The organism is Ruegeria sp. AP11 (assembly GCF_056535865.1).
Genome location: NZ_JBQFJB010000001.1, coordinates 3406918 through 3429874, shown reverse-complemented (window position 1 = coordinate 3429874; position 22957 = coordinate 3406918). Strand labels below are relative to the sequence as shown.

The window sequence follows — 22957 nt, the reverse complement described above, 5'->3', positions numbered from 1 at the left end:
TTTGGTAGGCCCGGCAGGACTTGAACCCGCAACCAAAGCGTTATGAGCGCTCTGCTCTAACCAATTGAGCTACAGGCCCGCCATGACGCCTTGGGTACCACGATCAGGGCCCGCGTCAAGCCTGACCGTTGCAACATCGGCCACAATCGAATAACCCGCGCGCAAAGCACTCATGAGGGATTGACCATGACAGCGGGCAAGAACGGAATCACCTACGCCGATGCGGGTGTCGATATCGATGCGGGGAACGCATTGGTCGACCGGATCAAGCCTGCAGCCAAGCGCACCAACCGATCAGGGGTGATGAGTGGTCTGGGCGGTTTTGGCGCTCTGTTCGACCTCAAGGCGGCCGGGTACGAAGATCCGATTTTGGTGGGCGCGACCGATGGTGTCGGCACCAAGCTGCGGATTGCCATCGATACTGGCGTTGTCGATGGTGTGGGTATCGATCTGGTGGCGATGTGCGTCAACGACCTGATCTGTCAGGGTGCCGAGCCGCTGTTTTTTCTGGATTATTTCGCCACCGGAAAGCTAGACACCGACACTGCTGCGCGGATCATCGAAGGTATCGCCGAGGGCTGCGTGCAGTCCGGCTGCGCCTTGATCGGTGGCGAAACCGCCGAGATGCCGGGCATGTACCCGGATGGAGATTTCGACCTGGCCGGGTTCTCGGTCGGCGCGATGGAGCGTGGAACGGCACTGCCAGAGGGGGTGCAGCAGGGCGATGTTCTGCTGGGGCTGGCCTCGAACGGGGTGCATTCCAACGGTTATTCGCTGGTGCGCAAGCTGGTCGAGATGTCCGGGCTTGGCTGGGATGCGGCGTCACCCTTCGGTGGCGGCTCGCTGGGTGAGGCACTGCTGACCCCAACACGTCTTTATGTACAACCCGCGTTGGCCGCGATCCGTGCAGGGGGCGTTCACGCGCTGGCACATATCACCGGCGGCGGTCTGACCGAAAACCTGCCGCGTGTGCTGTCCGAAGGGCTGGGCGCTCAGATCGATCTGAGTGCATGGGATTTGCCGCCCGTCTTCCGCTGGATGGCGGAAACCGGTGGGATTGCCGAGGCAGAGATGCTCAAGACCTTCAACTGCGGCATCGGCATGATCGTTGTTTGCGCGCCGGATCAGGCCGAAGCGCTGGAGGCATTGCTGGCAGACGCAGGTGAAACCGTCTCGCGGATCGGGACCGTCACCGATGCGGCGGGCGTCGTTTATTCGGGCAAGCTGCTGTGAGCCATAAGCGCGTCGCCATCTTGATTTCCGGTGGCGGTTCGAACATGCTGTCTCTGGTCGACAGCATGACCGGCGACCATCCCGCGCGGCCCTGTCTGGTCATGTCCAATGATGCCAAGGCAGGCGGCCTGAAAAAGGCGGCCGCCCTTGGAATTCCGACTGCCGCCGTTGATCACCGGCCTTTTGGCAAGGATCGGGCGGCGTTTGAGGCTGAATTGCTGAAACCTTTGTTGCAGGCCGAACCCGATATCGTCTGTCTTGCCGGGTTCATGCGGGTTCTGACCGGGGATTTCGTCTCGCGCTTTCAGGGGCGGATGCTGAACATCCACCCCTCACTGCTGCCCAAATACAAGGGTCTGAACACCCATGCCCGCGCCATCGAGGCGGGGGATTCCGAGCATGGATGCACTGTTCACGAAGTGACAGCCGCGCTGGATGACGGCCCGATTCTGGGTCAGGCGCGCGTCGTAATCGAAGCCGGTGACACGCCCGAAACGCTGGCCACGCGTGTGCTGGAATGGGAACACAAGCTTTATCCTGCAGTTCTGCGGCGGTATTCTCAGGGCAACACCGAACCGGTTCTTTTGCCCTGACCTGCCGGGGTGATTTACATGCGCTGAATATTCGTCTTATGGTCGCATATCGCTCGGGACGAGGACCAAACGGGCAGTCACAAGAACCATAAAAGCAAGAATAGTACGGCGCATGAAAACCCTGACAACGACGCAAGAGCTGACTGCATTCTGTGCGGCTGCTGCGGACTATCCCTACGTCACCGTAGATACCGAATTTCTGCGCGAACGGACCTACTATTCAAAACTCTGTCTGGTGCAACTTGCGGTACCGTCCGAAGACGAGGACAGCGCGGTGCTGGTTGATCCGCTGGCCGAGGGCCTGTCGCTGGAACCACTTTATGAGCTGTTCCGCAACGAAAACGTGGTCAAGGTTTTCCACGCCGCCCGGCAGGATCTTGAGATTTTCTGGGTCGATGCCGGTGTTTTCCCGACGCCCCTGTTCGATACTCAGGTGGCGGCCATGGTCTGCGGATTTGGCGAGCAGGTCGGATACGAGACGCTTGTCCGCAAGATCTGCAAGGAGGGGGTCGACAAGACCTCTCGGTTCACAGACTGGTCGCGGCGTCCGCTGACCGATGCGCAAAAATCCTATGCGCTGGCGGACGTGACGCATCTGCGGAAGATCTACGAATATCTGGCCGCTGAGCTGGAGAAGACCCGGCGGGATCATTGGGTGGCGGAAGAGTTGCGTATCCTGACCCGTGTCGAGACCTACGATATCCGCCCCGAGGAAGCCTGGCGCCGGGTCAAGACGCGCACCAACTCGGCCAAGTTTTTGGCGGTGGTGCGGGAATTGGCTGAGTTCCGCGAAGCCTATGCGCAGCAGAACAACGTCCCGCGCAGCCGGGTGTTCAAGGATGACGCGTTGATCGAGATGGCCTCGATCAAACCCAAAACCCCATCGGATCTGGGCGGTTCACGCATGTTGTTGCGCGAGGCGCGGAAGGGTGCGATTGCGGATGGAATACTGGCGGCGGTGAAACGCGGTGTGAATTGCCCGCCAGACAAGTTGCCCAAGGTGGATATCAGCCGCGACAAGCTGAAGGTCAACCCGGCACTGGCCGATCTGCTGCGGGTACTGCTGAAATCCAAGACCGAAAGTGCTGGGGTTGCGGCGAAGCTGATCGCCTCGAGCGCGGATCTGGATCAGATCGCCGCGGGTGAGCGTGAAGTGCCTGCGCTATCTGGTTGGCGGTTCGAGGTATTCGGGGAAGACGCGCTGAAACTGTGCGACGGCAAGATCGCCCTGGCCGCCAAAGGTCAGACGGTGCGCGTCGTATCGCTTTAGCGCCGCCGCGATTCCAGCGCGTTTTGCGCGCCCACGACCCGAACCAACCGAATACCTTCCAGATCCTGCGTGCTTACGGTGACGGCCTCGGACACCATGCGCGAACGCGCGCTGCCCTGAGCCGTGGCGTATTCCGGATAATCCACGCGGAAGGTGAACTCCATCACCCCATTTTTGCTCAGCTCTTCTGACCGCACGCGTGCAAGTTGAGCGTTGAATGCCCCTTGCCGGATCGCTGTTCCCGAGGCGTAGATGATCGCGCCCGTCGTAGTTGGATCGATGCGCAGTTCATCGATCACGGCGATTGGTACGCTGTTGTCTTCAGCTTCGGGCCGCGCGAACAGCCCACGTGCATCGCTCTGTTGCGGGACAAGGGCGTTTGCGTCATCGGCTGAAACCTCGGTCGGGGCCGGGGTGCTGCTGCCAAACCAGTTCGACGGGTTTGCCCGGGAATTACTCCAACCACTGCAGGCAGAAACAGACATCGCAGCGACCAATAGTACAGACAGAGTTTTGTGCATGGACCCAACACTTTGCGCAACTTTACACCCAAGGGGTTAGCGCAAATTCTGTGTCTTGAAAAGGCACGCAAGGGACTGGACAGCGGGGAAAGCCGGGCATAGTTCACATTTGTGATCGCGTAACGCAAGGACAGCCCACCATGGCAACGCCCGCCTTTGAAGAGATTGTCGAGGATTTCGAATTCCTGGAGGACTGGGAAGACCGCTATCGCCATGTGATCGAGCAGGGCAAAGCGATGGAACCTCTGGACGAGGCGCTGAAGGTGCCGGCGACCAAAGTGACCGGCTGCGCCAGTCAGGTCTGGCTGCACCCGACCATCGCGAATGGCCAGTTTCACTTTGACGGTGACAGCGACGCGCTGATCGTGCGTGGCCTGATCGCGGTGTTGCGCAAGCTTTACAATGGGCTGCCCGTCGCAGACGTCAGCAAAGTGGATGCAGGTGGTGAGTTGGCGCGGCTGGGTCTGCACGATCACCTTTCGGCGCAACGCTCGAACGGGCTACGGTCGATGATCGAGCGTATTCGCGAGGTTGCGCTGGCCAGCGCCTGACCGTCAGCCGGATTTCCCGCGCGCGGCCCATTCCGACAACGTGACTTCAAGATCGCCATAGCCGGTCAGGCGGCGTTCGAACGCCAGCCCCATACGGTCGGCGCAGTCCTGCGCGCGGCGTGTCAGGTCGGGATCGTCGGTCTGCGCCTGATAGACCAGCTTGGTATAGTTGCCGAAATACATATCCCGCAGCTCTGGATGACGATCCAGACCCAGAGGCTTCCAAACAAAAGCGTCGAACTGCCGGGCGAGAAAGTCGGTCAGGTAAAACGCGGTTGTTTCGTCATCGCCATGGGCGGCAAAGGCCTGATTACCCTCGAAGAAAGAATAACAGTGGGGGCCCTGGATCATCTCGACGCCCAGCTTTTCGCATGCGGCCTGCAGCAAGCCCCCGGTGCCGCAATCGGCATAGACGACATAAATCCGGTCGTAGCTGTCGCGATGTTTGGCAACGGCATCCTCAACCGCTTGCGTGATCCTTTCGGGGTGGATGTGCAGGATGGCGGGCAGGCAGGTCAGCGCGATGTGATCCCAGCCGTTTCTCTCCTTCAGGTCCAGTATCTCGCGCGCCAACGCGCCACAGGCGATCAGAAGGATGGATTCGGTCACGCGCGGGGCGACATAGCCTTCGCGGGTCAGGCTGTCATCATCTGGCAATGGTGCGTCGGTCATCTGATCTCTCCACCTGGCTACATGATATATAGGTACGCGACCTTTGAGACGAAAAAGGCCGCCCTGGTTAGGACGGCCTGCTTCACAGTATAGTCTGTGCCTTAGCCGGCCAGTTGGTTGTGCCGACGCGACATGAAGTCCTTGGCCATTTCCACGGCCACAGCGGCGTCACGGCAGTAGCCGTCTGCACCAATGGCCTTGCCGAATTCTTCGTTCAGCGGCGCGCCACCGACCAGAACGACGTATTCTTCACGCAGGCCTTGCTCGACCATCGTGTCGATCACGACCTTCATGTAAGGCATGGTGGTGGTCAGCAGGGCGGACATGCCCAGAATATCGGGCTTTTCGTTTTCCAGCGCTTCCAGGTAGTTTTCGACCGGGTTGTTGATACCAAGATCGACAACCTCGAAGCCTGCGCCTTCCATCATCATCGACACAAGGTTCTTGCCGATGTCGTGGATGTCACCTTTTACGGTGCCGATGACCATCTTGCCAACGCGCGGCGCGCCGGTTTCGGCCAGCAGCGGCTTGAGGATAGCCATGCCGCCCTTCATCGCGTTTGCAGCCAGCAGAACTTCGGGCACGAACAGAATGCCGTCGCGGAAGTCGTGGCCCACGATGGTCATACCGCCGACCAGTGCTTTGGTCAGGATGTCGTAAGGCGTCCAGCCGCGCTCGAGAAGGATGTTGGTGCCTTCTTCGATTTCCTCTTTCAGACCGTCATAGAGGTCATCGAACATCTGTTCGACAAGTTCGTCGTCGTTGAGTTCGGACAGTACGATGTCTTCTTCATCGGACATGGGGCGTTTCCCTGAGCTTGGCGGGCTTGTGGCCCGTGGTGGCAATTTTTTCCTGTTTGGCGATTTCGTCGCAGATGTACTGTGACGATTGCGACCTTGGCCGTTCTGAGACCGACCTATATGTTGAAATGTGACTCCGGGCGACCGATTTTTTTGCAAGATCATCCTGCAGTCCATTCATTTTCTGGCGGCTAAGTCCCGATTTGTTCGCTGTTGAAGCCGGATTGGTCGCATAACCCTGATCTTTGTATGCCTTGCCAGCCCGTGCGCGGTCAGCTAATCATTGGTTAAGAACATAAGGTGAACAAATGTTGACTCAGCCAAAGCATCAGGGGCGAGGGGTGGCGTCGAACGACGCTGGCCGGTTCGAACGGTTTGCGACCGAATCCACGGATGACGGCTGGGACTTGCCCGAGGATCTGCCGCCGTTGCGAACCGAGGTCAGGGACGAGGTTGCGCGGACTCTCATCACCTACAACAAATCACCGGATTTGCCATTCGACCGCTCGATCAATCCCTATCGCGGGTGCGAGCACGGATGTGTCTATTGCTTTGCCCGCCCGAGCCACGCTTATCTGGGTTTGTCGCCGGGGCTTGATTTTGAAACGCGCCTTGTCGCTCGCCCGAACGCTGCGGAAGTCCTGCGGCGAGAGCTGTCGGCGCGTCGCTACAAAGTGGCGACAATCGCGCTGGGGACCAATACCGATCCCTACCAACCAATCGAGAAAAACCGTGAAATCACAAGGGCCTGTCTGCAGGTTCTCAGCGACTTTCAGCACCCGGTCGGGATCGTCACCAAGGGCGCGCTTATTGAACGTGATCTGGATATCCTGGCCCCCATGGCCCGCAATAATCTGGTGAGGGTCGGTATTTCCCTCACCACGCTGGATGCCGGGTTGTCGCGCAGGATGGAGCCGCGCGCGCCGTCTCCGCTGCGCCGGTTGCGGATGATCCGCCGGTTGACCGAAGCGGGGGTGCCGGTGCGGGTCATGACCTCGCCCATTATACCCGGGTTGACGGATCATGAGCTTGAGCAGTTGCTTGAAGCAGGCCAGCAGGCTGGCGCGGATGCCGCCAGTTGGATCATGCTGCGCCTGCCGCGCGAGGTGTCGGCCCTGTGGCAAGACTGGCTGGACGAACATGAACCAGCGCGCGCCGCGAAGGTTATGGCGCGATTGCGCGAGATGCACGGGGGCAGGGATTATGACCCGCGATGGGGGCACCGGATGCGGGGCGAGGGCACCTATGCTCAGATGATAGCCCAGCGGTTCAAGGCCGCCTGCAAAAGACTGGGCCTTGCGATCAAGTCACAGCCGCTCAGTACCGCACATTTTGCGCCGCCACCGCAGCCGGGTGATCAGCTGTCGCTGTTCTAGAAACTGATCCCCAGTCCAACCGTGAAGCCATTCACTGTATCGCTGCCATAGTAACGGACCATAAGCCGGGTTGTGGTGACCCACGGCACCCAGGTGTCGGACAGATCAACCTCAACCCCGCCGCCGACACGCGCCAGCCAGTCGGTGCCAAGCACGATGGCCTGATCGCCCAGCAGATAGGAAAAGGACAGATCGCCAACCCAGCGCACCGGTCGCCCGAACATCTGTTTGCCGGTGGGAAAACGATACCGGGCCCATAGAACCGCATTGGCGGCGGTGGATTCGATCAGCAGGTCCTCATCATCTCCGATGGGCCAGTACTCGATATGCGTATATCGCAGGCTGGCCTCGAATTCGCGGTCGTTTTCAAGCGGCAGGTCATAATCCACGGTCAGTGAGCCACCGGCACCACCGGCCCACAGACCACCGCTTTCGACGAAATCACGCTCCAGTCCCAGCCGGTTGGCGATGACCTGCGCCCCGACCGAGGCATCGGATTGCGTGCGCCCCACCGAGATATGTGCCATCGGCGTAAGCTTCCAACGTTCGCCCAGATCGAACTGATAACCCACACCGCCGGTGACGGCGAGACTGGTCCATTTCAGCGGTACGGCGGTCGTTTCGCCCGTATCGCCGAAGGTAAACACCGGGTCATAGCGGGCATACCCGATATAGCCCTCAAGATAGAGCGGGATTCCCTCGCTCAGGCGAAACCCGCCGCCCAGTTGCGCCGATTTGAAATCATACTCGCGATCACCGGTGTTGGATTGCAATGAGATCGCGCTGGCCGAGTCATCGGGAATGCCCACCAGGCTGAGAACCGCCAGCGAGCCCGCCGCGTATTCACGTTGGGCGTTCTTGAAGGCGTTTTCCAGCAGGGTTTGCGCAGCCACAGGGGTGCCAAACAGCAGAGCGAGACAGAATACGGGTATGCGCATGAATCCAACGGCCTATCAAAAGCTGTGCTGGACATTAGGCAGAGTGATCCCCGCTGCAAAGGCAGGCGCACCGCGTTTGTGCGAGTTTCGAGTCGAGGGCTACATTTCGGTAACACCACAGCAAAAAGGCCCCGAAAATCGGGGCCTTGTCGCATGGTTCTGTGGTGTAAGCCGCAGGACGGCTCAGCGCTTTTCGATATCCACGTAATCCCGGGTGGTTTCGCCCAGATACAATTGGCGCGGACGACCGATCTTGTTCTGCGGATCGGCGATCATCTCTTTCCACTGGCTGACCCAGCCAACGGTGCGCGACAGCGCGAAGATCGGAGTGAACATCGAGGTCGGGAAGCCCATCGCCTCGAGGATGATGCCCGAATAGAAATCCACGTTCGGGAACAGCTTCTTCTCGGCGAAATACGGATCTTCCAGAGCCTGCTTTTCCAGCGCCTTGGCGACTTGCAGCTTTGGATTGTTCTCGATCCCCAGCAGGTCCAGAACTTCGTCCGCTGACTGCTTCATCACCTTCGCACGCGGGTCAAAGTTCTTATAGACGCGGTGTCCAAAGCCCATCAGGCGGAACGGATCGTTCTTGTCTTTGGCGCGCGCGATGTATTCGGGGATACGGTCGACGCTGCCAATCTCTTCCAGCATTTCAAGGCACGCCTGGTTCGCGCCGCCATGGGCCGGACCCCAGAGACAGGCAATGCCGGCGGCAATACAGGCGAACGGGTTCGCCCCCGAAGACGACGCCAGACGCACGGTCGAAGTCGACGCGTTCTGCTCGTGATCGGCATGCAGGGTAAAGATGCGGTCCATCGCGCGGCTGAGGATCGGGTTCACCTCGTAGTCTTCCGCAGGCACGGCAAAGCACATGCGCAGGAAGTTCGAGGCATAGTCCAGATCGTTGCGCGGATAGATGAAGGGCTGACCGATGTGGTACTTATAAGCCCAGGCCGCGATGGTCGGCATCTTGGCGATCAGGCGATGCGAGGCGACCTCGCGCTGATGCGGGTCCGCAATATCGGTTGAATCGTGATAGAAGGCCGACATCGCACCAACCACACCGACCATAATCGCCATCGGATGGGCGTCGCGGCGGAAACCGCGATAGAAATACTGCATCTGCTCGTGCAGCATGGTGTGGCGGGTGATCGTGGTTTCAAACTGCTCCAGATCTTTCGCCGCCGGCAGCTCTCCGTACAGCAGCAGATAGCAAACTTCGAGGAAGTGGGACTTTTCGGCCAGTTGATCGATTGGATAACCGCGATGCAGCAATTCGCCCTTTTCGCCATCGATATAGGTGATGGTGCTGTCGCAGCTGGCGGTCGAGGTGAAGCCGGGATCGTAGGTGAACACATCGGCCTGGCTATAAAGCTTGCGGATGTCGATGACATCGGGGCCAGCGGTGGGTGAGTGAATCGGCAATTCATAGGTGTTGCCGTGGACAGTCAGGGTCGCTGTTTTTTGGCTATCGGTCATTTATGTCCCTTCCTCATTCGTGCGTTTGTCGGTTCGCTGTCCGACAAATCGGGCAACGGCTGCGCGCGGTGGCGCAGTCCGGGTCTTAACGGAGCAGCGTTACCCGAATGTGAAGCCGGGATCAGGTCGCTGCATCAGAAAGCCGTGCAAGGGTTTCATCCCGCCCAAGCACAAGCATCATGTCAAAAACCGAAGGTGTGACCGCCCGACCTGCCAGTACCGCACGCAGCGGACCTGCCAGTTTGCCGAACTTAATCCCATTCGCTTCCGCGAAGGAATTCAGGGTCTCCTCCAGTTCGTTCCGAGACCAGCTAGCATTTTGCAAGTGCGGCGTCAATTCTTCCAGTATACCGTCGGATACAGTCGACAGTGCCTTTGCCGCTTTCTCATCGGGTTCTACCGGGCGTGATGTGAGTGCAAAATGTGCTTTTTCAAGAAGTTCCGGGAAAGTCCGCGCCCGATCCTTGAGGCAATACATCGCACGTTCCAGATCACCTGATTGTGCTTGAGTGAGAGCGGGCAGAGCCGCCGCAGCCAGATATGCCTCGATCTCTTGCCGCAGCGCAGCATCATCCGAAATGGCAATATGCTGACCGCAGAGGTTTTCCAGCTTCTTCAGATCGAACCGCGCCGGGCTTTTGCCGATCCCGCCCAGATCGAACCATTCCAGCGCCTGGGTATCGGTGAAGAACTCATCGTCGCCATGACTCCAGCCCAGTCGCGCCAGATAATTGCGCATACCGGCAGCCGGATAGCCCATCGCCTGATATTCCTGTGCGCCAAGCGCTCCGTGTCGTTTCGACAGTTTCTTGCCATCCGGCCCGTGAATCAGCGGAATATGGGCCCAGACCGGCACGTCCCAGCCCATCGCCTCATAGATCATCATCTGACGCGCGGCGTTGTTGAGGTGATCGTCGCCCCGGATCACATGGGTCACGCCCATGTCGTGGTCGTCCACCACAACGGCCAGCATGTAGACCGGAGTGCCATCCGAGCGCAGCAGGACCATGTCGTCCAACTGATTGTTGCGGATGGTCACGTCGCCCTGCACCTGATCACGGATCAGGGTGGCGCCGTCCTGCGGGGCCTTGATGCGGATTACGAAAGGCGCGTCCGGATGGGTCGAGGCATCGGCGTCGCGCCACGGGCTGCGGAACAGGGTCGATTTACCCTCGGCCCGCGCCTGATCCCGGAATGCGGCAATCTCATCCTGGGTCGAGAAACACTTGTAGGCCTTGCCCTCGGCCAGCAACAGATGCGCTACCTCGGCGTGGCGCGCGGCGCCTTCGAATTGGCTGATCACGTCTCCATCATGGTCCAGCCCCAGCCATTCCATACCTTGCAGAATCGCCGCCGTCGCTTCGGGGGTCGAGCGTTCGCGGTCCGTATCCTCGATCCGCAGCAGGAACTTACCGCCACGCCCGCGCGCAAAGAGCCAGTTGAACAACGCGGTGCGCGCGCCACCGATATGCAGGAAACCGGTGGGAGAGGGGGCAAAACGGGTGACGACCTGATCGGACATTGTGTGGATTAACCTTTTGGTAACCGTAGCGGGCATAGTTTGGCGCCTATCTACCCAGCCCGAAGGACGGGGGCAACCATGCGTGTTCTGGCACAGGCCGAGGCCGCGTTACTGACCCAGCGCGGGTATCTGTTTCCATGGGCTCCGGTCTGTCTGGCGGTCGGGATCGGCTGGTACTTCAGCCTGCGATTCGAACCGGATGCCGGGCTTTATGCCGGGCTGGCGGTTCTGGTGCTGGTTTGCACGACAACCGCTCGGTGGATGCAGGCGGCTTGGTCGCCGTTGCTTATTGGTGTTGCTCTTGTGGCGGCAGGTTTCCTGCTTGCGGGGGCGCGGGCACACACCGTTGCAGAGCCGGTTCTGCAATGGCGCTACTATGGCCCGGTTGAGGGGAGGGTCGTGGCGCTGGACCGCTCTGCGTCGGACGCGCCGAGGGTCACTCTGGATCAGGTGCGGATCGGGGACGTTCCTGCGGATCAGAGGCCCCGGCGCGTTCGGCTATCCTTGCTTGGCGATCCGGCGCATCTGTCGCCGGGGCAAAGGGTGATGACCACGGCGCATCTGTCGCCACCACAAGGCCCGGTCGAACCCGGGGGCTTCGATTTCCGCCGTCACGCGTGGTTTCAGAGGCTGGGTGCTGTTGGCTATACCCGCGTTCCGGTTTTGACAATCGCACCCGCTGATCAGGGCGTCGAAGGCGTTCGGATCACCGCATGGCGCATGGCGATATCGGATCATGTGCGCCGGGTGCTGCCCGGTGAGGTTGGCGGATTTGCAGCCGCTGTCACCACCGGGGACCGCAGCGGGATGGGGCAGGCTTCGCTGGATAGGCTGCGCGCTTCGAATCTGGCACATCTGCTGGCGATTTCCGGACTGCATATGGGGTTGCTGACAGGGTTTGTGTTTGTTGCCTGTCGGATGGGGCTTTCCTGCGTTCCCACCATTGCCTTGCGATTGCCTGTCCGCAAACTCGCGGCGATCTGTGCCTTGTGCGCTGCGACCATCTATCTGTTTTTATCCGGCGGCAATGTCGCGACCGAGCGTGCCTTCGTGATGGTCTGCGTCATGCTCGGCGCGGTGCTTCTGGACCGGCGCGCGATTTCGCTGCGGGCTGTGGCCGTGGCCGCGCTGATCGTTTTGGTGCTGCGACCCGCGACTCTTCTGGGTCCGGGCTTCCAGATGTCTTTCGCGGCCACCGTGGCGCTCGTGGCTGTGTTCGGCGCGTTGCGTGACCATGGTCCGCTTCCCGGGCCTAAATGGCTGGGACCGGTCTGGGCGTTGTTGATTTCGTCCGGTGTAGCCGGGCTGGCGACGGCCCCGATCGGAGCCGCGCACTTCAATTCACTTTCCCATTACGGCCTGTTGGCAAACCTTCTGTCGGTGCCGGTCATGGGAACGCTGGTAGTTCCGGCCGCAGTTGTCGCGGCGCTTTTGGCACCCTTCGGGTTGGACGCTCTGCCGCTTCAGGCCATGGGGCTGGGATTGCGCTGGATCCTTTGGGTGGCCGAATGGGTTTCGGGACTCGACGGAGCTCAGAGTCATGTTGCCAGCCCACCGGTTGTGGTGCTGCCGGTTCTGGCGGTGTCGCTACTGTGGCTCATCCTCTGGCAAGGCCGTGCACGGTGGCTGGGTGTTGTGCCGGTTTGCGTCGCATTGGCGATGTGGGGGCAGGGGCATCGGCCCGAGGCCCTGATCGCCCAGACTGGGGGGCTTGTCGGCGTGATGACCGAACAGGGTCGCGCCCTGAGCAAAGAGAAGGGCGGTGGCTTTGTGGCGTCGGTCTGGTTGGAGAATGATGGTGATTCTGCCGATCAGCTGAACGCGGCAGGGCGCTGGCCAAATGCCTCGCGTGGCGTGCAGCGGTACCTGATCGGAGACAAAGAGCTGGTTCACCTCACCGGAAAACGCGCCGCGCTTGCGTTTGAAGAATGCGGGCGCGGGCAGATCGTCATTGCTCCGGTTGCGCTGGACCTTAGTGGCGACTGCGTTGTCTATGATCTGGACAAGCTTGGTGTCACCGGCAGCCTGGCATTTTCGAACGGACGGCTGCTGAGCAGCGCCGAGGTTACGGGCGACCGGTTGTGGTCGCCCATTCTTCGTCAGTAGCTGCGGATCAGACCGACCAGCCGGCCCTGCACCTTGACCTTGTCCTCGGGCAATACGCGTGTCTCATAAGCCGGGTTCGCAGCCTCAAGCGCAATGGCGTGACCCCGGCGGAAGAAACGTTTTAAGGTCGCTTCCTGATCTTCGACCAGAGCCACCACGATATCGCCATTGTCCGCGGCCGAAGTTTCCCGGATCACCACCACATCGCCATCGTTGATGCCCGCGTCGATCATCGAATCCCCGCGCACTTCAAGCGCATAGTGTTCACCCTTTCCGGAAATCATCGTGCCCGGCACCGCAACCCGGTGCGAGACATGGCTGATCGCTTCAATCGGCACACCGGCAGCGATGCGGCCCATGACCGGCAGTTCCATCGCATCCACCGTGACCGGTTCAAAATTGGCCGGGCGCGGGCCTTCGGGGCGGTCGCCTTCGATCACGCGGGGTTTGAAGGCTGCAGTCGGCTCTCCACCCAGGCTTTCGGGCAGTTTCACAATCTCAATCGCACGCGCCCGGTGGGCGAGGCGACGGATAAATCCGCGTTCCTCGAGTGCGGTGATCAGCCGGTGAATCCCGGACTTCGATCGCAAATCCAGCGCGGCCTTCATCTCATCAAAACTGGGCGGAACACCGTCCGCCTGAACGCGTTTATGGATGAATTCCAGCAAATCCAATTGTTTCTTGGTCAGCATCGCTCGCACCTCATCGCTCATGCGTTTTCTTTTGTTCTACGCATGTTCACGTTTTGTGTCAACGGATTTGCTAGATCGGCAGGTAGAGAACCTCATCCCCTGCATCGCGCGCGGGATCATGCGGTTGTCGCACCAGCAGGGCATTGGCCTGCGCCAGAACACTCAGAAGCGAGCTGTCCTGATCGTCACAGGCGCGAATGCCGGTGTCATCCAGAACCGCCCGCATATAGTGTTCGCGCGGGCCGTTCTTGGTCAGCGGCGCGGAGAGGCGGGCAGATTGGAACGGGTTCAGAACCTGTTCGATCCCCAACATGCGGCGCACCATCGGGATCAGGAACAGATAGCCGCAGACCATGGCACTGACGGGATTTCCCGGCAGACCGACCATCGCTGCATCCCCCAGACGACCTGCCATCAACGGCTTACCGGGGCGCATGCGGATTTTGTAGAATGACCGCTCCATCCCCAATGCCTCGGACACATCTGCAACCAGATCGTATTCTCCGACCGAGGCACCGCCGATCGTCACAACCAGATCCGCGCCCTGCGCCAGACCAAAGGCCGTTTGCAGCGAGGCGACAGTGTCCTGCGCGATGGGAAGCACTCGCACCTGCGCGCCAGCTTCTTCCAGCAACGCCTTGAGACCAAAGGTGTTTGAGGCAATGATCTGGTCGGGGCCGGGGTCTTCTCCGGGCATCACCAGTTCATCTCCGGTCGAAATCAACGCGACCACCGGTTTCCGCGCCACCGGGACCGAGGCGATGTTCATCGCCGCCATCAACGCAACATCTTCGGGGCGGAGCCGTCGTGGCGCGGTGATTTGTGCGCCAACGGAAAAATCCACACCAGCCGGTCGAATGTTGGATTTCGGGCCGGGCGTGTCGGTGATGGTGATCAGATCGCCGCGCCGGTCGACATCTTCCTGTATGACGACAAAATCTGCGCCTTCGGGCACGGGTGCGCCGGTGAAGATGCGGACAGCCTGACCCGGCCCGACGGTACCATCAAAACGCCTGCCTGCGGCCGCTTCGCCAACCAGTTTGAACATGGCATGCAGCTCGACTTCGGCTGCTTTGACCGCATATCCATCCATAGACGAGGCCGCAAAGGGCGGTTGATCGCGCGTGGCCGAGACGTCTTGCGCCAAGACACGTCCCGCGGCTTCGATCAGAGGAACAGTTTCGGCGGGCAACGGCGAAACCAGGTCGAACAGAAGGGCGCGGGCGTCTTCGACTGAGATCATGTCGCTTCGTAACGCCCTGATTTTCCGCCATCTTTCAGAAGAACGCGAATGCCGCCGATCTCCATGGCCTTATCCACGGCCTTGGTCATGTCATACACGGTCAGGGCGGCGGTAGACACAGCGGTCAGCGCCTCCATCTCAACCCCGGTCTGGCCTGAGGTTTTGACGGTTGCCTCAATCCGTACGCCCGGCAGGTCCGGGTCCAATGTCAATTCCACCGCCACTTTAGTAACCGGTAGCGGGTGGCAAAGCGGGATCAGATCGGGCGTTTTCTTCGCGCCCATGATTCCTGCAAGCCGAGCCACGCCAAGAACGTCACCCTTCTTGGCACGACCTTCTGAAATAAGATCAAAGGTTTCCCGTGCCATCTTAATGTAACCAGCCGCGACCGCCACCCGGTCGGTGACGGCCTTGTCCGAGACATCGACCATATGCGCCTGACCTTGAGCATCGAAATGAGTCAGCGGCATCACATCACTCCGGGGATGAGCGGGTTTGCCAGCAGGGTTCGGGTGGCGTGGGCCACATCGTCCTGTCGCATCAGGCTTTCGCCGATCAGGAAACACCGCGCACCATAGCGGGCAATATCGGCCAGATCGGCAGGCGTGCTCAGACCGCTTTCGCACACGATGGTGCGATCTGCGGGAACCAGTTTCGACAGATGACGTGTTGTATCAAGAGTGGTCTCGAAGGTCTTGAGATTGCGGTTGTTTATCCCGATCAGCGGGCTTTTGAGCTGCGTCGCGCGCTCAAGTTCATCAGCGTCATGGACCTCGATCAGCACGTCCATACCCCAGTCAAAGGCGGTCTGCTCAAGCTCTGCTGCCTGTGCATCCTCGACCGACGCCATGATGATCAGGATACAATCCGCACCCAACGCACGCGCCTCGACCACCTGATAGGGGTCATACATGAAATCCTTGCGCAACGCGGGCAGCGAACAGGCTGCGCGCGCCACGGTCAAAAACTCTTTTGCGCCCTGAAAACTGGGTGTATCGGTCAGAACCGACAGACAGGCTGCGCCGCCCTCTTCATAGGCCTGTGCCAAAGCAGGCGGGTTGAAATCGGCGCGGATCAGACCTTTGGAGGGGCTGGCCTTCTTCACCTCGGCGATCAGGCCATAACCGTTGCGCGTGGCGTCGTGCAGAGCATTGGCGAACCCGCGCACTTCCGGTGCATTCCGGGCCTCGGATTCCAATGTTTCCAGAGACTTGTGGGCCTTGTCTGAAGCAACTTCTTCCAGTTTGTAGGCTTTGATCCTGTCCAGAACGGTCTCGGTCATGCGGCTTCCTGTGTAATGCGTGCCAGCGCGTTGATCTTTTCACGGGCCTTGCCGCTGTCGATGCTGTCGCGTGCCATGGCGACGCCTTCACGCAGATCGCTGGCTGCATCGGCGACGACAAGGGCGGCGGCAGAGTTCAGTAGCACCGCGTCACGGTAGGCCGAGGGTTGTCCATCCAGCAAGGCGCGGAATGCCACTGCGTTTTCTTCGGGTGTACCACCGATTATGGCCTCGAACGGATGCACCGGCAGCCCTGCGTCTTCGGGGTGAATCTCGACCTCTTTTACAACACCATCTTCGACTGAGGCGACCCAGCTGATGCCGGTGATCGTCAGTTCATCAGTGCCATCCGATCCATGCACCAGCCAGGCGTGTTCCGCGCCCAGCAGGCCCAGTGTTTCGGCCATCGGGCGGATCAGATCGCGGCTGAAAGCGCCGGTCAGTTGGCGTTTCACGCCAGCCGGATTGGTGAGCGGGCCCAGAATGTTAAAAATCGTGCGCGTCCCAAGCTCTTGCCGCGAGGGCATGACATGGGCAATCGCCGGGTGATGCATCGGGGCCATCATGAAACCGATGCCGACCTCTTGCAGCGCCTTTTCAACCACTTCCGGCCCGACCATCACGTTGATACCCAACTGGCCAAGCGCATCTGCCGCGCCGGATTTCGAACTCAGGTTCCGGTTTCCGTGCTTGGCAACCGTTACCCCGGCGCCTGCCGTCACAAAGGCCGTCGCGGTCGAGATGTTCAGGGTGCCCTTGCCGTCGCCACCGGTGCCGACGATATCCATCGCACCTGTCGGGGCCTTCACTGCATTACACTTTGCGCGCATCACAGCGGCGGCGGCGGCGTATTCATCCACCGTCTCGCCCCGCGTGCGCATGGCCATCAGCAGTCCGCCGATCTGGCTGGGTGTCGCGGCACCGTCAAACAGGATACCAAAGGCCTCTTCAGCCTCGGCACGGGTCAGAGGTCGATCGGCCGCAGCACCGATCAGCGGTTTCAGAGCGTCGCTCATGCGGGGACTTTCATTTCATTCAGGAAATTCTTGAGCAGGGCATGCCCATGTTCGGAGGCGATGGATTCCGGGTGGAACTGAACACCGTGGATCGGCAGTTCTTTGTGCTGCAGGCCCATGATGGTGCCATCTTCCAGCTCTGCCGTAATCTCAAGACAATCGGGCAGGCTTTCACGCTTGACAACCAGCGAATGATAGCGGGTGGCCTCGAACGGCGAGGGTAAACCGGCGAACACGCCTTTTCCGATGTGTTTCATCGTGCCCATCTTGCCATGCACGATTTCATGGCAACGCACGACCTTGCCGCCAAAGGCCTGACCGATGGTCTGATGGCCAAGGCAAACCCCCATCAGCGGCGTCTGTGTCTCGGCGGCGGCTTCGGTCAGGGCCAGGCAGATGCCTGCCTGATCCGGGTCGCAGGGGCCGGGACTGAGCAGGATTCCCGCCGGGTTCATCGCCATCGCTTCCTGCACATCCAGCGCGTCATTGCGGCGCACGACCATCTCGGCCCCAAGCTCACCCAGATAGTGAACGAGGTTGTAGGTAAACGAGTCATAGTTGTCGATCAGCAGCAGCATTTGGGCACTTATCTTCCTAAGGGCATTTCAGGCTGGCGATGCAACCCTTAGCCACGGTATGATGTCGGAACATACATGCTCAGGCTTGTGCGGCAGCGTCAAGAGGACATACCCAACTTGGCGGCCTGCAGGTGAGCGCCGCAGAAGATGGCGCAGGGGCGGTTGAGGCACGAAACAACGCGAGAGGCGAGATTTCGATGGGCGGATTTTACGGTGGACTGAGCGCCGGGGCGGTGTCTGTGCTGGCTTTGGGTGTCGTCTTGTCGCTGACAACGCCTTTGTCACGCAAACCGGAAGTGACAGCCGAGGCACCGGAAGTGGCCGCGGCCCCTGAACCTGCACAGGCTGTTAAGGTTGAAGACACCGGTGTGGACGCGGATCTGGTTGAGTTGCCGCCTTCGGGACCGGACAGCCCAAAGGCCGGGTCAGATTCGCTGGATGCGTTGACAGGGATCGAATTGCAACCGGAGCAGCCTCCGACGGTGCCCGAGGTTCAGTCCGATTCTGAAGCCCCCGCAGCGGTTTCGACCACCACAGTGACGGTGCAGACTGATGCGCCAACCGCACCGCAGGCACCCGCAGAGCTGCCCGCCTTGCCCGAGTCGGAGACCGCACCAGAGGTCATCGCAGAAGCTCCGCCTGCGCCCGAACCCGAGGTGACCCCTGAACCAGAAGTGGTTGAGGAAGAGCCAGAAGAAGAACCTCAGATCGCAGCCTTGCAGCCAGAGGTGTCAGAGACCCCTGAGAGCGCGGAGCCGGAAACTCCTCAGGACAATCCCATCGCGGTAGAGGGAGAGGAGGACACACGTCAGGTCTCTAAGCCCCGGGTACGCACACTGCCTCAGATCGGAGGAGATGGGCCGGTCAACGCCGGTACGCTAGCCGGCAAGCGCGTTGTGCCGTTGACCGATCGCGACGACCCGCCTGCCGAGACAACGGAAGAAGCGGTTGAGACCGCCCGGAAACCGATCGAGGAGCACGCGGCCAGTTTTGAGAATCCCGATGCCAAGCCGTTGATGTCGATCATTCTGATCGATGATGAAGGGGCCTTCGGGGCCGAGGCGCTGCAGGATTTCCCATATCCGCTCAGCTTTGCCATCAGCCCGACTGACCCCGATGCCGCCGAGAAAATGGCCCGCCATCGCGAGGCCGGGTTTGAGGTGCTGGCCCTGATCGATATGCACGAAGCCTCGAACGCGCAGGATGCCGAGGTTTCCCTGTCCGTCTGGCTGGAGGAGTTGCCCCATACGGTTGGTATTCTTGAAGGCGTGGGCTCGGGCATACAAGGTAACCGCAAGCTGGCCGATCAGATCGCAGCGATTGCCGGGGATACCGGGCGCGGACTGGTGACGCAGGACAATGGCCTGAACACGGTGCAGAAGCTGGCCGCGCGTAACGGTGTGCCGTCCAGCGTTGTGTTCCGGGATTTCGACGGGGCCAATCAGGACCCCATGATCATGCGGCGTTTCCTGGATCAGGCAGCGTTCCGTGCCGGGCAGGAGGGTGCCGTGGTGATGATGGGCCGCCTGCGCCCCGAAACCATATCGGCGCTGTTGTTGTGGGGGCTTGAAGATCGCGGCAGCCGGGTGGCAATGGCCCCGATCTCTGCCGTCATGATGAAAGAGGTTCAGGAAGACGATTCCGGGTCGTAAGGACAAGACGGCAGCAGTGATCTGCTGCCGCCCCCTTAGCTGTTCCCGTTTCCGGTAAAGCGCGCCGCATCCGCCGCCGCCCGGCGGATCGCGTTGGATTTGTGGACGGTCTCCATATATTCTGCCTCGGGGTCGCTGTCATAGACAACGCCGCCGCCCGCCTGAATGTATAGCTTCTGGTCCTTCACGATGGCTGTGCGCAACGCGATACACATATCCATGTCGCCACCGGCGCTGAAATACCCAACCCCGCCGCCATAGACACCGCGCTTTTCGGGTTCTAATTCGTCGATAATCTCCATCGCGCGTACCTTGGGCGCGCCTGAGACGGTGCCTGCAGGCATCCCGGCAAAGAACGCATCCAGCGCGTCCTTGTCTTCGGCCAGCTCGCCAACCACGTTCGAGACAATGTGCATCACGTGGCTGTAGCGTTCGATAATGAACTCTTCGGTGGGACGCACGGTGCCGATCTTGGCGACACGACCGGTATCGTTGCGGCCCAGATCCAGCAGCATCAGATGCTCGGCCAGTTCTTTCTTGTCGGCCAGCAAGTCGACCTCGTTGGCCTTGTCCTCTTCGGGCGTTGCGCCGCGCGGGCGGGTGCCCGCGATGGGGCGGATGGTGACCTCGTTCCCGAAGACACGCACAAGGATTTCGGGGCTCGCGCCTACAACCTGAAAGCCGCCGAAGTTGAAATAGAACATGAAGGGCGACGGATTCGTGCGCCGCAAGGACCGGTACAGTGCAAAGGGCGGCTGTGGGAAATCCTGTGTCCAGCGTTGCGCCGGAACGACCTGAAAGATATCGCCCGCGCGTATGTATTCCTTGGCCCTCTCGACGGCCTCCATATAGCCGGATTTGGTGAAGTTCGATACCGGCGGGCCAACCTCGATCGCGTCGCCCAGATCGCGGGTTTCGGCAGGCATGGCGCGTTCTAGATCGCGCACGGCGTCCATCACACGCTCGGCCGCTTGCGCATAGGCAGCTTTGGCGGTCTGGCCCTCGCTCACCCATGCGGGCGATACCACGGTGACCTCGCCTTTGACGCCATCCAGTACCGCTATGACCGACGGGCGCAGCATGATCGCATCGGGCAGGCCCAGCGGGTCGGGGTTCACATCCGGCAGGTACTCCACCAGCCGCACCATGTCATAGCCTAGATAACCGAACAGCCCGGCGGCCGCCTGCGGCAGGTCATCCGGCAGCGCGATGCGGCTTTCGGCCAGCAGGTCGCGCAGGTTGTCCATCGGATTACCGTCCTGCGGCTCGAACGCCTCGGGGTCGAACCGGGCCGAGCGGTTCAGGGCCGAAGCCTCTCCGTGACAACGCCAGATCAGATCGGGTTTCATACCGATGATCGAGTAGCGTCCGCGCACCTCACCCCCGGTCACCGATTCAAGCATGAAGGCGTCTTTCTGCGCCCCCGTCAGCTTGAGCATCAGCGAAACCGGAGTGTCCAGATCGGCTGCGAGGCGAGTATAGACGACCTGATTTTCACCCGCGTCATAGGCGCGCGCGAAACTGTCGAAATCCGGGGTCAGGGCCATCTGAAGTCTCTTTTAGTAGCTCGACTGTACCGCGTTCAGCGCTTGCTGATCCAGCACAGGCCGCGCGCGCGTCCGGGCGTCACGCACATAGATGTCAAAAATGTTTTGCGCCAGCGCCTGACTGAGCTGTGCAGCCAGCGCATCCTGCATCTGACGCTGTTCGTCGGTTTCCGCCGGGGGCAGTTCTTCGTCCAGCCGCACGATCAGGGCGGTGCCATTCCCGGGGATGACGCGCAATTCACCGGGGTCCATTTCGAAGACCTGAGCCATGAAATCCACCGGGACGTCCTCAAGAAACGCGGTGCGGGTCAAAGCGTTTTCGACGCGGAAGGGCAGGCCTGTGGCGGTGAAATCGCCGTCGGTCGCCAGCTGCGTCAGGATCGAATTGGCCTGATTTTGCAGAGCTTTGGCGATCTCGTCCTGTACCCAGGCGCCTGCGACCCGTGGGCGCGCGCTGTCTAGCGGCTCGGGGCGTTCGGGCAGAACTTCATCCAGACGCAGGGCAAAGATCGAGCCGTCTTCGAGGAACGCAACCTCGGGGAAATCGCCGTCCTGTACCGCAACTGCAGCGTCGCGGAACCCGTCATAAGCGGCGACACCTTCATCGCTGAGCTGAGTCCAGTCGATCTGACCCAGTTCCATTTCTGTTTCACCCACCAGTTCTTCCAGTGTCGCACCGCCTGCAAGCAGGTCGTTGATGTCTTCGGCCTGCGCTTCGATCTGACGGCGCGCGCGGTCGGCGGCCAGTTCATCGCGCAGCTCGGGCTCGGCCTCTTCGAAGGTCACGCTGTTTGCGGCCAGCGAGCCGTTGACGCGGAACAGGGCGGGGCCAAAGGTAGACGGCAGGGGGCCGACCACATCGTCGATCTCGGCGGCGAAGATGGCATCGGCGGCTTCGCCCAGGTCTTCGCGGGTCACATCCCCCAGATCGACGTCGCTGAGTTCCAGTTGGCGATCCCGTACCAGTTGCTCAAAATCCGCGCCGCCGACTTCCAACTGCGCCAGCGCCTCGGTCGCGGCCTCTTCGCTAGGATAGGTCAGGCGTTCGACCAGACGACGCTCGGGCTGCTGGTACTGATCTGTGCGCTGATCGTAGAGACGGCGCAGAGAATCTTCGTCCACCTCAACCGTGTCCAGCAGCATCTCGGGCGAGAGAATGGCATAGGTCAGGCGTTTGGTGCGGGGCAGGGTAAAGCGGTCGCCATTTTCGTCGTAATAGGCCTGCACCTGCTCATCCGTCGGTTCGGCAACCGGGGTTTCAAGAGCATCGGCGGACAGGGTGGCGACAGTAAAGCTGCGGCGGGCCAGCACGTAGTTCGCCAGCGCCTCGGTCATGGTCGGGGGCATTTCGACCCCGCTCATGACTGCGCCCTGAACGATGGTGCGGGCGGATTCCTTGCGCAGGTCTGATTCGAACTCGGCATCCGACATGCCGACCTGATCCAGCTGAAAGCGATAGGCTTCGCGGTCGAACGTGCCATCGACACCCTGAAACGCGGGGATTTGCACGATCTCGTTCTGCAGGTTCTCATCGCCGATCGAAATGCCAAGCTGCCCGACCTCATTATCCAGGGCCGCCAGTGCGATCAGCCGGGACAGGGCGCGCTGGTCCAGACCCAGATCAACCGCTTGCGAGATTTGCAGGGGCTGACGGGTCTGAGCCTCAACAGCGCGGATTTCGCGCTGCAACTCGCGGAAATATTCATCGACCGAAACACTCTCATCCCCGACCTGCGCCACGGTGCGCACGGTGCCCGTCAGGCTGGTCGCACCAAAGCCCGCAAGGCCCAGCATCAGAAGACCCATGAGAATCCACACAAAGGTCTTGGATAGGTTTTTCATGCCTGCGGCCATGGTGCCCTCTTGATTATGTCGGCAAGTGTCTG

The 22957-nt window shown here is 60.7% G+C and carries 21 protein-coding genes and 1 tRNA gene; 7 read left to right on the top strand and 15 right to left on the bottom strand.

Annotated features, from left to right (window positions below):
- Nucleotides 1–2: 2 nt before the first annotated feature.
- A tRNA-Ile gene (locus ACR3E4_RS17140) sits at nt 3–79 on the bottom strand.
- A 107-nt stretch (nt 80–186) separates the two neighbouring features.
- On the opposite strand from ACR3E4_RS17140, the gene purM reads away from it, so the two are divergent.
- From purM to rnd, 3 genes are all read left to right on the top strand, one after another.
- A complete protein-coding gene (gene purM, locus ACR3E4_RS17135) occupies nt 187–1233 on the top strand; it encodes a phosphoribosylformylglycinamidine cyclo-ligase (RefSeq protein ID WP_480532206.1) in 1047 nt (348 codons plus the stop codon).
- Nucleotides 1230–1826, top strand: a complete 597-nt coding sequence (gene purN, locus ACR3E4_RS17130) for a phosphoribosylglycinamide formyltransferase (RefSeq protein ID WP_480532208.1) — start codon at nt 1230–1232, stop codon at nt 1824–1826. Before purM ends, purN begins: the two co-directional genes overlap by 4 nt.
- 112 nt (nt 1827–1938) lie before the next feature.
- Entirely contained in the window at nt 1939–3096 is a 1158-nt protein-coding gene (gene rnd, locus ACR3E4_RS17125; protein ID WP_480532210.1) for a ribonuclease D, read from the top strand.
- Here the strand turns inward: rnd and ACR3E4_RS17120 are convergent.
- Complete coding sequence (locus tag ACR3E4_RS17120) at nt 3093–3581, bottom strand: hypothetical protein (RefSeq protein WP_480567098.1); 489 nt, start codon at nt 3579–3581, stop codon at nt 3093–3095. The genes rnd and ACR3E4_RS17120 overlap by 4 nt on opposite strands.
- Nucleotides 3582–3757: 176 nt before the next feature.
- Here ACR3E4_RS17120 and ACR3E4_RS17115 point away from each other — a divergent pair, with 176 nt between their 5' ends.
- Complete coding sequence (locus ACR3E4_RS17115) at nt 3758–4168, top strand: SufE family protein (RefSeq protein WP_480532214.1); 411 nt, start codon at nt 3758–3760, stop codon at nt 4166–4168.
- Between the two features lie 3 nt (nt 4169–4171).
- Here ACR3E4_RS17115 and ACR3E4_RS17110 read toward each other — a convergent pair whose 3' ends face one another.
- Together ACR3E4_RS17110 and ACR3E4_RS17105 are read right to left on the bottom strand one after the other, a co-directional pair.
- Nucleotides 4172–4840, bottom strand: coding sequence for a DUF1638 domain-containing protein (locus ACR3E4_RS17110; protein ID WP_480532216.1), 669 nt, complete (start codon nt 4838–4840; stop codon nt 4172–4174).
- A gap of 101 nt (nt 4841–4941) precedes the next feature.
- Nucleotides 4942–5640, bottom strand: a complete 699-nt coding sequence (locus tag ACR3E4_RS17105) for a corrinoid protein (RefSeq protein WP_480532218.1) — start codon at nt 5638–5640, stop codon at nt 4942–4944.
- Between the two features lie 308 nt (nt 5641–5948).
- Between ACR3E4_RS17105 and ACR3E4_RS17100 the strand changes: the two genes are divergently transcribed.
- Nucleotides 5949–7016: a PA0069 family radical SAM protein gene (locus tag ACR3E4_RS17100; RefSeq protein ID WP_480532220.1), complete on the top strand. Its 1068-nt coding sequence runs from the start codon at nt 5949–5951 to the stop codon at nt 7014–7016.
- Here the strand turns inward: ACR3E4_RS17100 and ACR3E4_RS17095 are convergent.
- The 3 genes from ACR3E4_RS17095 to gltX all read right to left on the bottom strand — a co-directional run bounded on the left by ACR3E4_RS17095 (nt 7013) and on the right by gltX (nt 10955).
- Entirely contained in the window at nt 7013–7954 is a 942-nt protein-coding gene (locus ACR3E4_RS17095) for an autotransporter outer membrane beta-barrel domain-containing protein (RefSeq protein WP_480532222.1), read from the bottom strand. The genes ACR3E4_RS17100 and ACR3E4_RS17095 overlap by 4 nt on opposite strands.
- Before the next feature lie 183 nt (nt 7955–8137).
- The gene (gene gltA / locus ACR3E4_RS17090) at nt 8138–9433 is read right to left on the bottom strand and encodes a citrate synthase (RefSeq protein WP_480532224.1); all 1296 of its coding nucleotides are present in this window, start codon (nt 9431–9433) and stop codon (nt 8138–8140) included.
- 121 nt (nt 9434–9554) lie between these two features.
- On the bottom strand, nt 9555–10955 hold the full coding sequence (gene gltX / locus ACR3E4_RS17085; RefSeq protein WP_480532226.1) for a glutamate--tRNA ligase: 1401 nt from the start codon (nt 10953–10955) through the stop codon (nt 9555–9557).
- A 78-nt stretch (nt 10956–11033) separates the two neighbouring features.
- Here gltX and ACR3E4_RS17080 point away from each other — a divergent pair, with 78 nt between their 5' ends.
- The gene (locus ACR3E4_RS17080; protein WP_480532228.1) at nt 11034–13061 is read left to right on the top strand and encodes a ComEC/Rec2 family competence protein; all 2028 of its coding nucleotides are present in this window, start codon (nt 11034–11036) and stop codon (nt 13059–13061) included.
- Here the strand turns inward: ACR3E4_RS17080 and lexA are convergent.
- The 6 genes from lexA to ACR3E4_RS17050 form a co-directional block, all read right to left on the bottom strand.
- Nucleotides 13055–13753 carry a transcriptional repressor LexA gene (lexA, locus tag ACR3E4_RS17075; protein WP_480532363.1) on the bottom strand — a complete coding sequence of 233 codons (699 nt, stop codon included), beginning with the start codon at nt 13751–13753 and terminating at the stop codon, nt 13055–13057. The two genes, ACR3E4_RS17080 and lexA, sit on opposite strands and share 7 nt — an antisense overlap.
- A gap of 70 nt (nt 13754–13823) precedes the next feature.
- Nucleotides 13824–14996 (bottom strand): molybdopterin molybdotransferase MoeA, encoded by a 1173-nt coding sequence (locus tag ACR3E4_RS17070; RefSeq protein ID WP_480532230.1) that lies wholly within the window; start codon nt 14994–14996, stop codon nt 13824–13826.
- Nucleotides 14993–15466, bottom strand: coding sequence for a cyclic pyranopterin monophosphate synthase MoaC (gene moaC / locus ACR3E4_RS17065; protein ID WP_480532232.1), 474 nt, complete (start codon nt 15464–15466; stop codon nt 14993–14995). The genes ACR3E4_RS17070 and moaC overlap by 4 nt, the downstream gene beginning before the upstream one ends.
- Complete coding sequence (trpC, locus tag ACR3E4_RS17060) at nt 15466–16278, bottom strand: indole-3-glycerol phosphate synthase TrpC (RefSeq protein ID WP_480532234.1); 813 nt, start codon at nt 16276–16278, stop codon at nt 15466–15468. Before trpC ends, moaC begins: the two co-directional genes overlap by 1 nt.
- On the bottom strand, nt 16275–17294 hold the full coding sequence (gene trpD / locus ACR3E4_RS17055) for an anthranilate phosphoribosyltransferase (protein ID WP_480532236.1): 1020 nt from the start codon (nt 17292–17294) through the stop codon (nt 16275–16277). Before trpD ends, trpC begins: the two co-directional genes overlap by 4 nt.
- Nucleotides 17291–17872 (bottom strand): anthranilate synthase component II, encoded by a 582-nt coding sequence (locus ACR3E4_RS17050; RefSeq protein WP_480532238.1) that lies wholly within the window; start codon nt 17870–17872, stop codon nt 17291–17293. The genes trpD and ACR3E4_RS17050 overlap by 4 nt, the downstream gene beginning before the upstream one ends.
- Nucleotides 17873–18003: 131 nt before the next feature.
- On the opposite strand from ACR3E4_RS17050, the gene ACR3E4_RS17045 reads away from it, so the two are divergent.
- Nucleotides 18004–19524, top strand: coding sequence for a divergent polysaccharide deacetylase family protein (locus ACR3E4_RS17045; RefSeq protein WP_480532240.1), 1521 nt, complete (start codon nt 18004–18006; stop codon nt 19522–19524).
- Nucleotides 19525–19559: 35 nt separating this feature from the next.
- Here the strand turns inward: ACR3E4_RS17045 and trpE are convergent, their stop codons facing one another.
- Nucleotides 19560–21071 (bottom strand): anthranilate synthase component I, encoded by a 1512-nt coding sequence (gene trpE, locus ACR3E4_RS17040; protein ID WP_480532242.1) that lies wholly within the window; start codon nt 21069–21071, stop codon nt 19560–19562.
- A 12-nt stretch (nt 21072–21083) separates the two neighbouring features.
- Nucleotides 21084–22925, bottom strand: coding sequence for a peptidyl-prolyl cis-trans isomerase (locus ACR3E4_RS17035; protein ID WP_480532244.1), 1842 nt, complete (start codon nt 22923–22925; stop codon nt 21084–21086).
- Nucleotides 22926–22957: the final 32 nt, after the last annotated feature.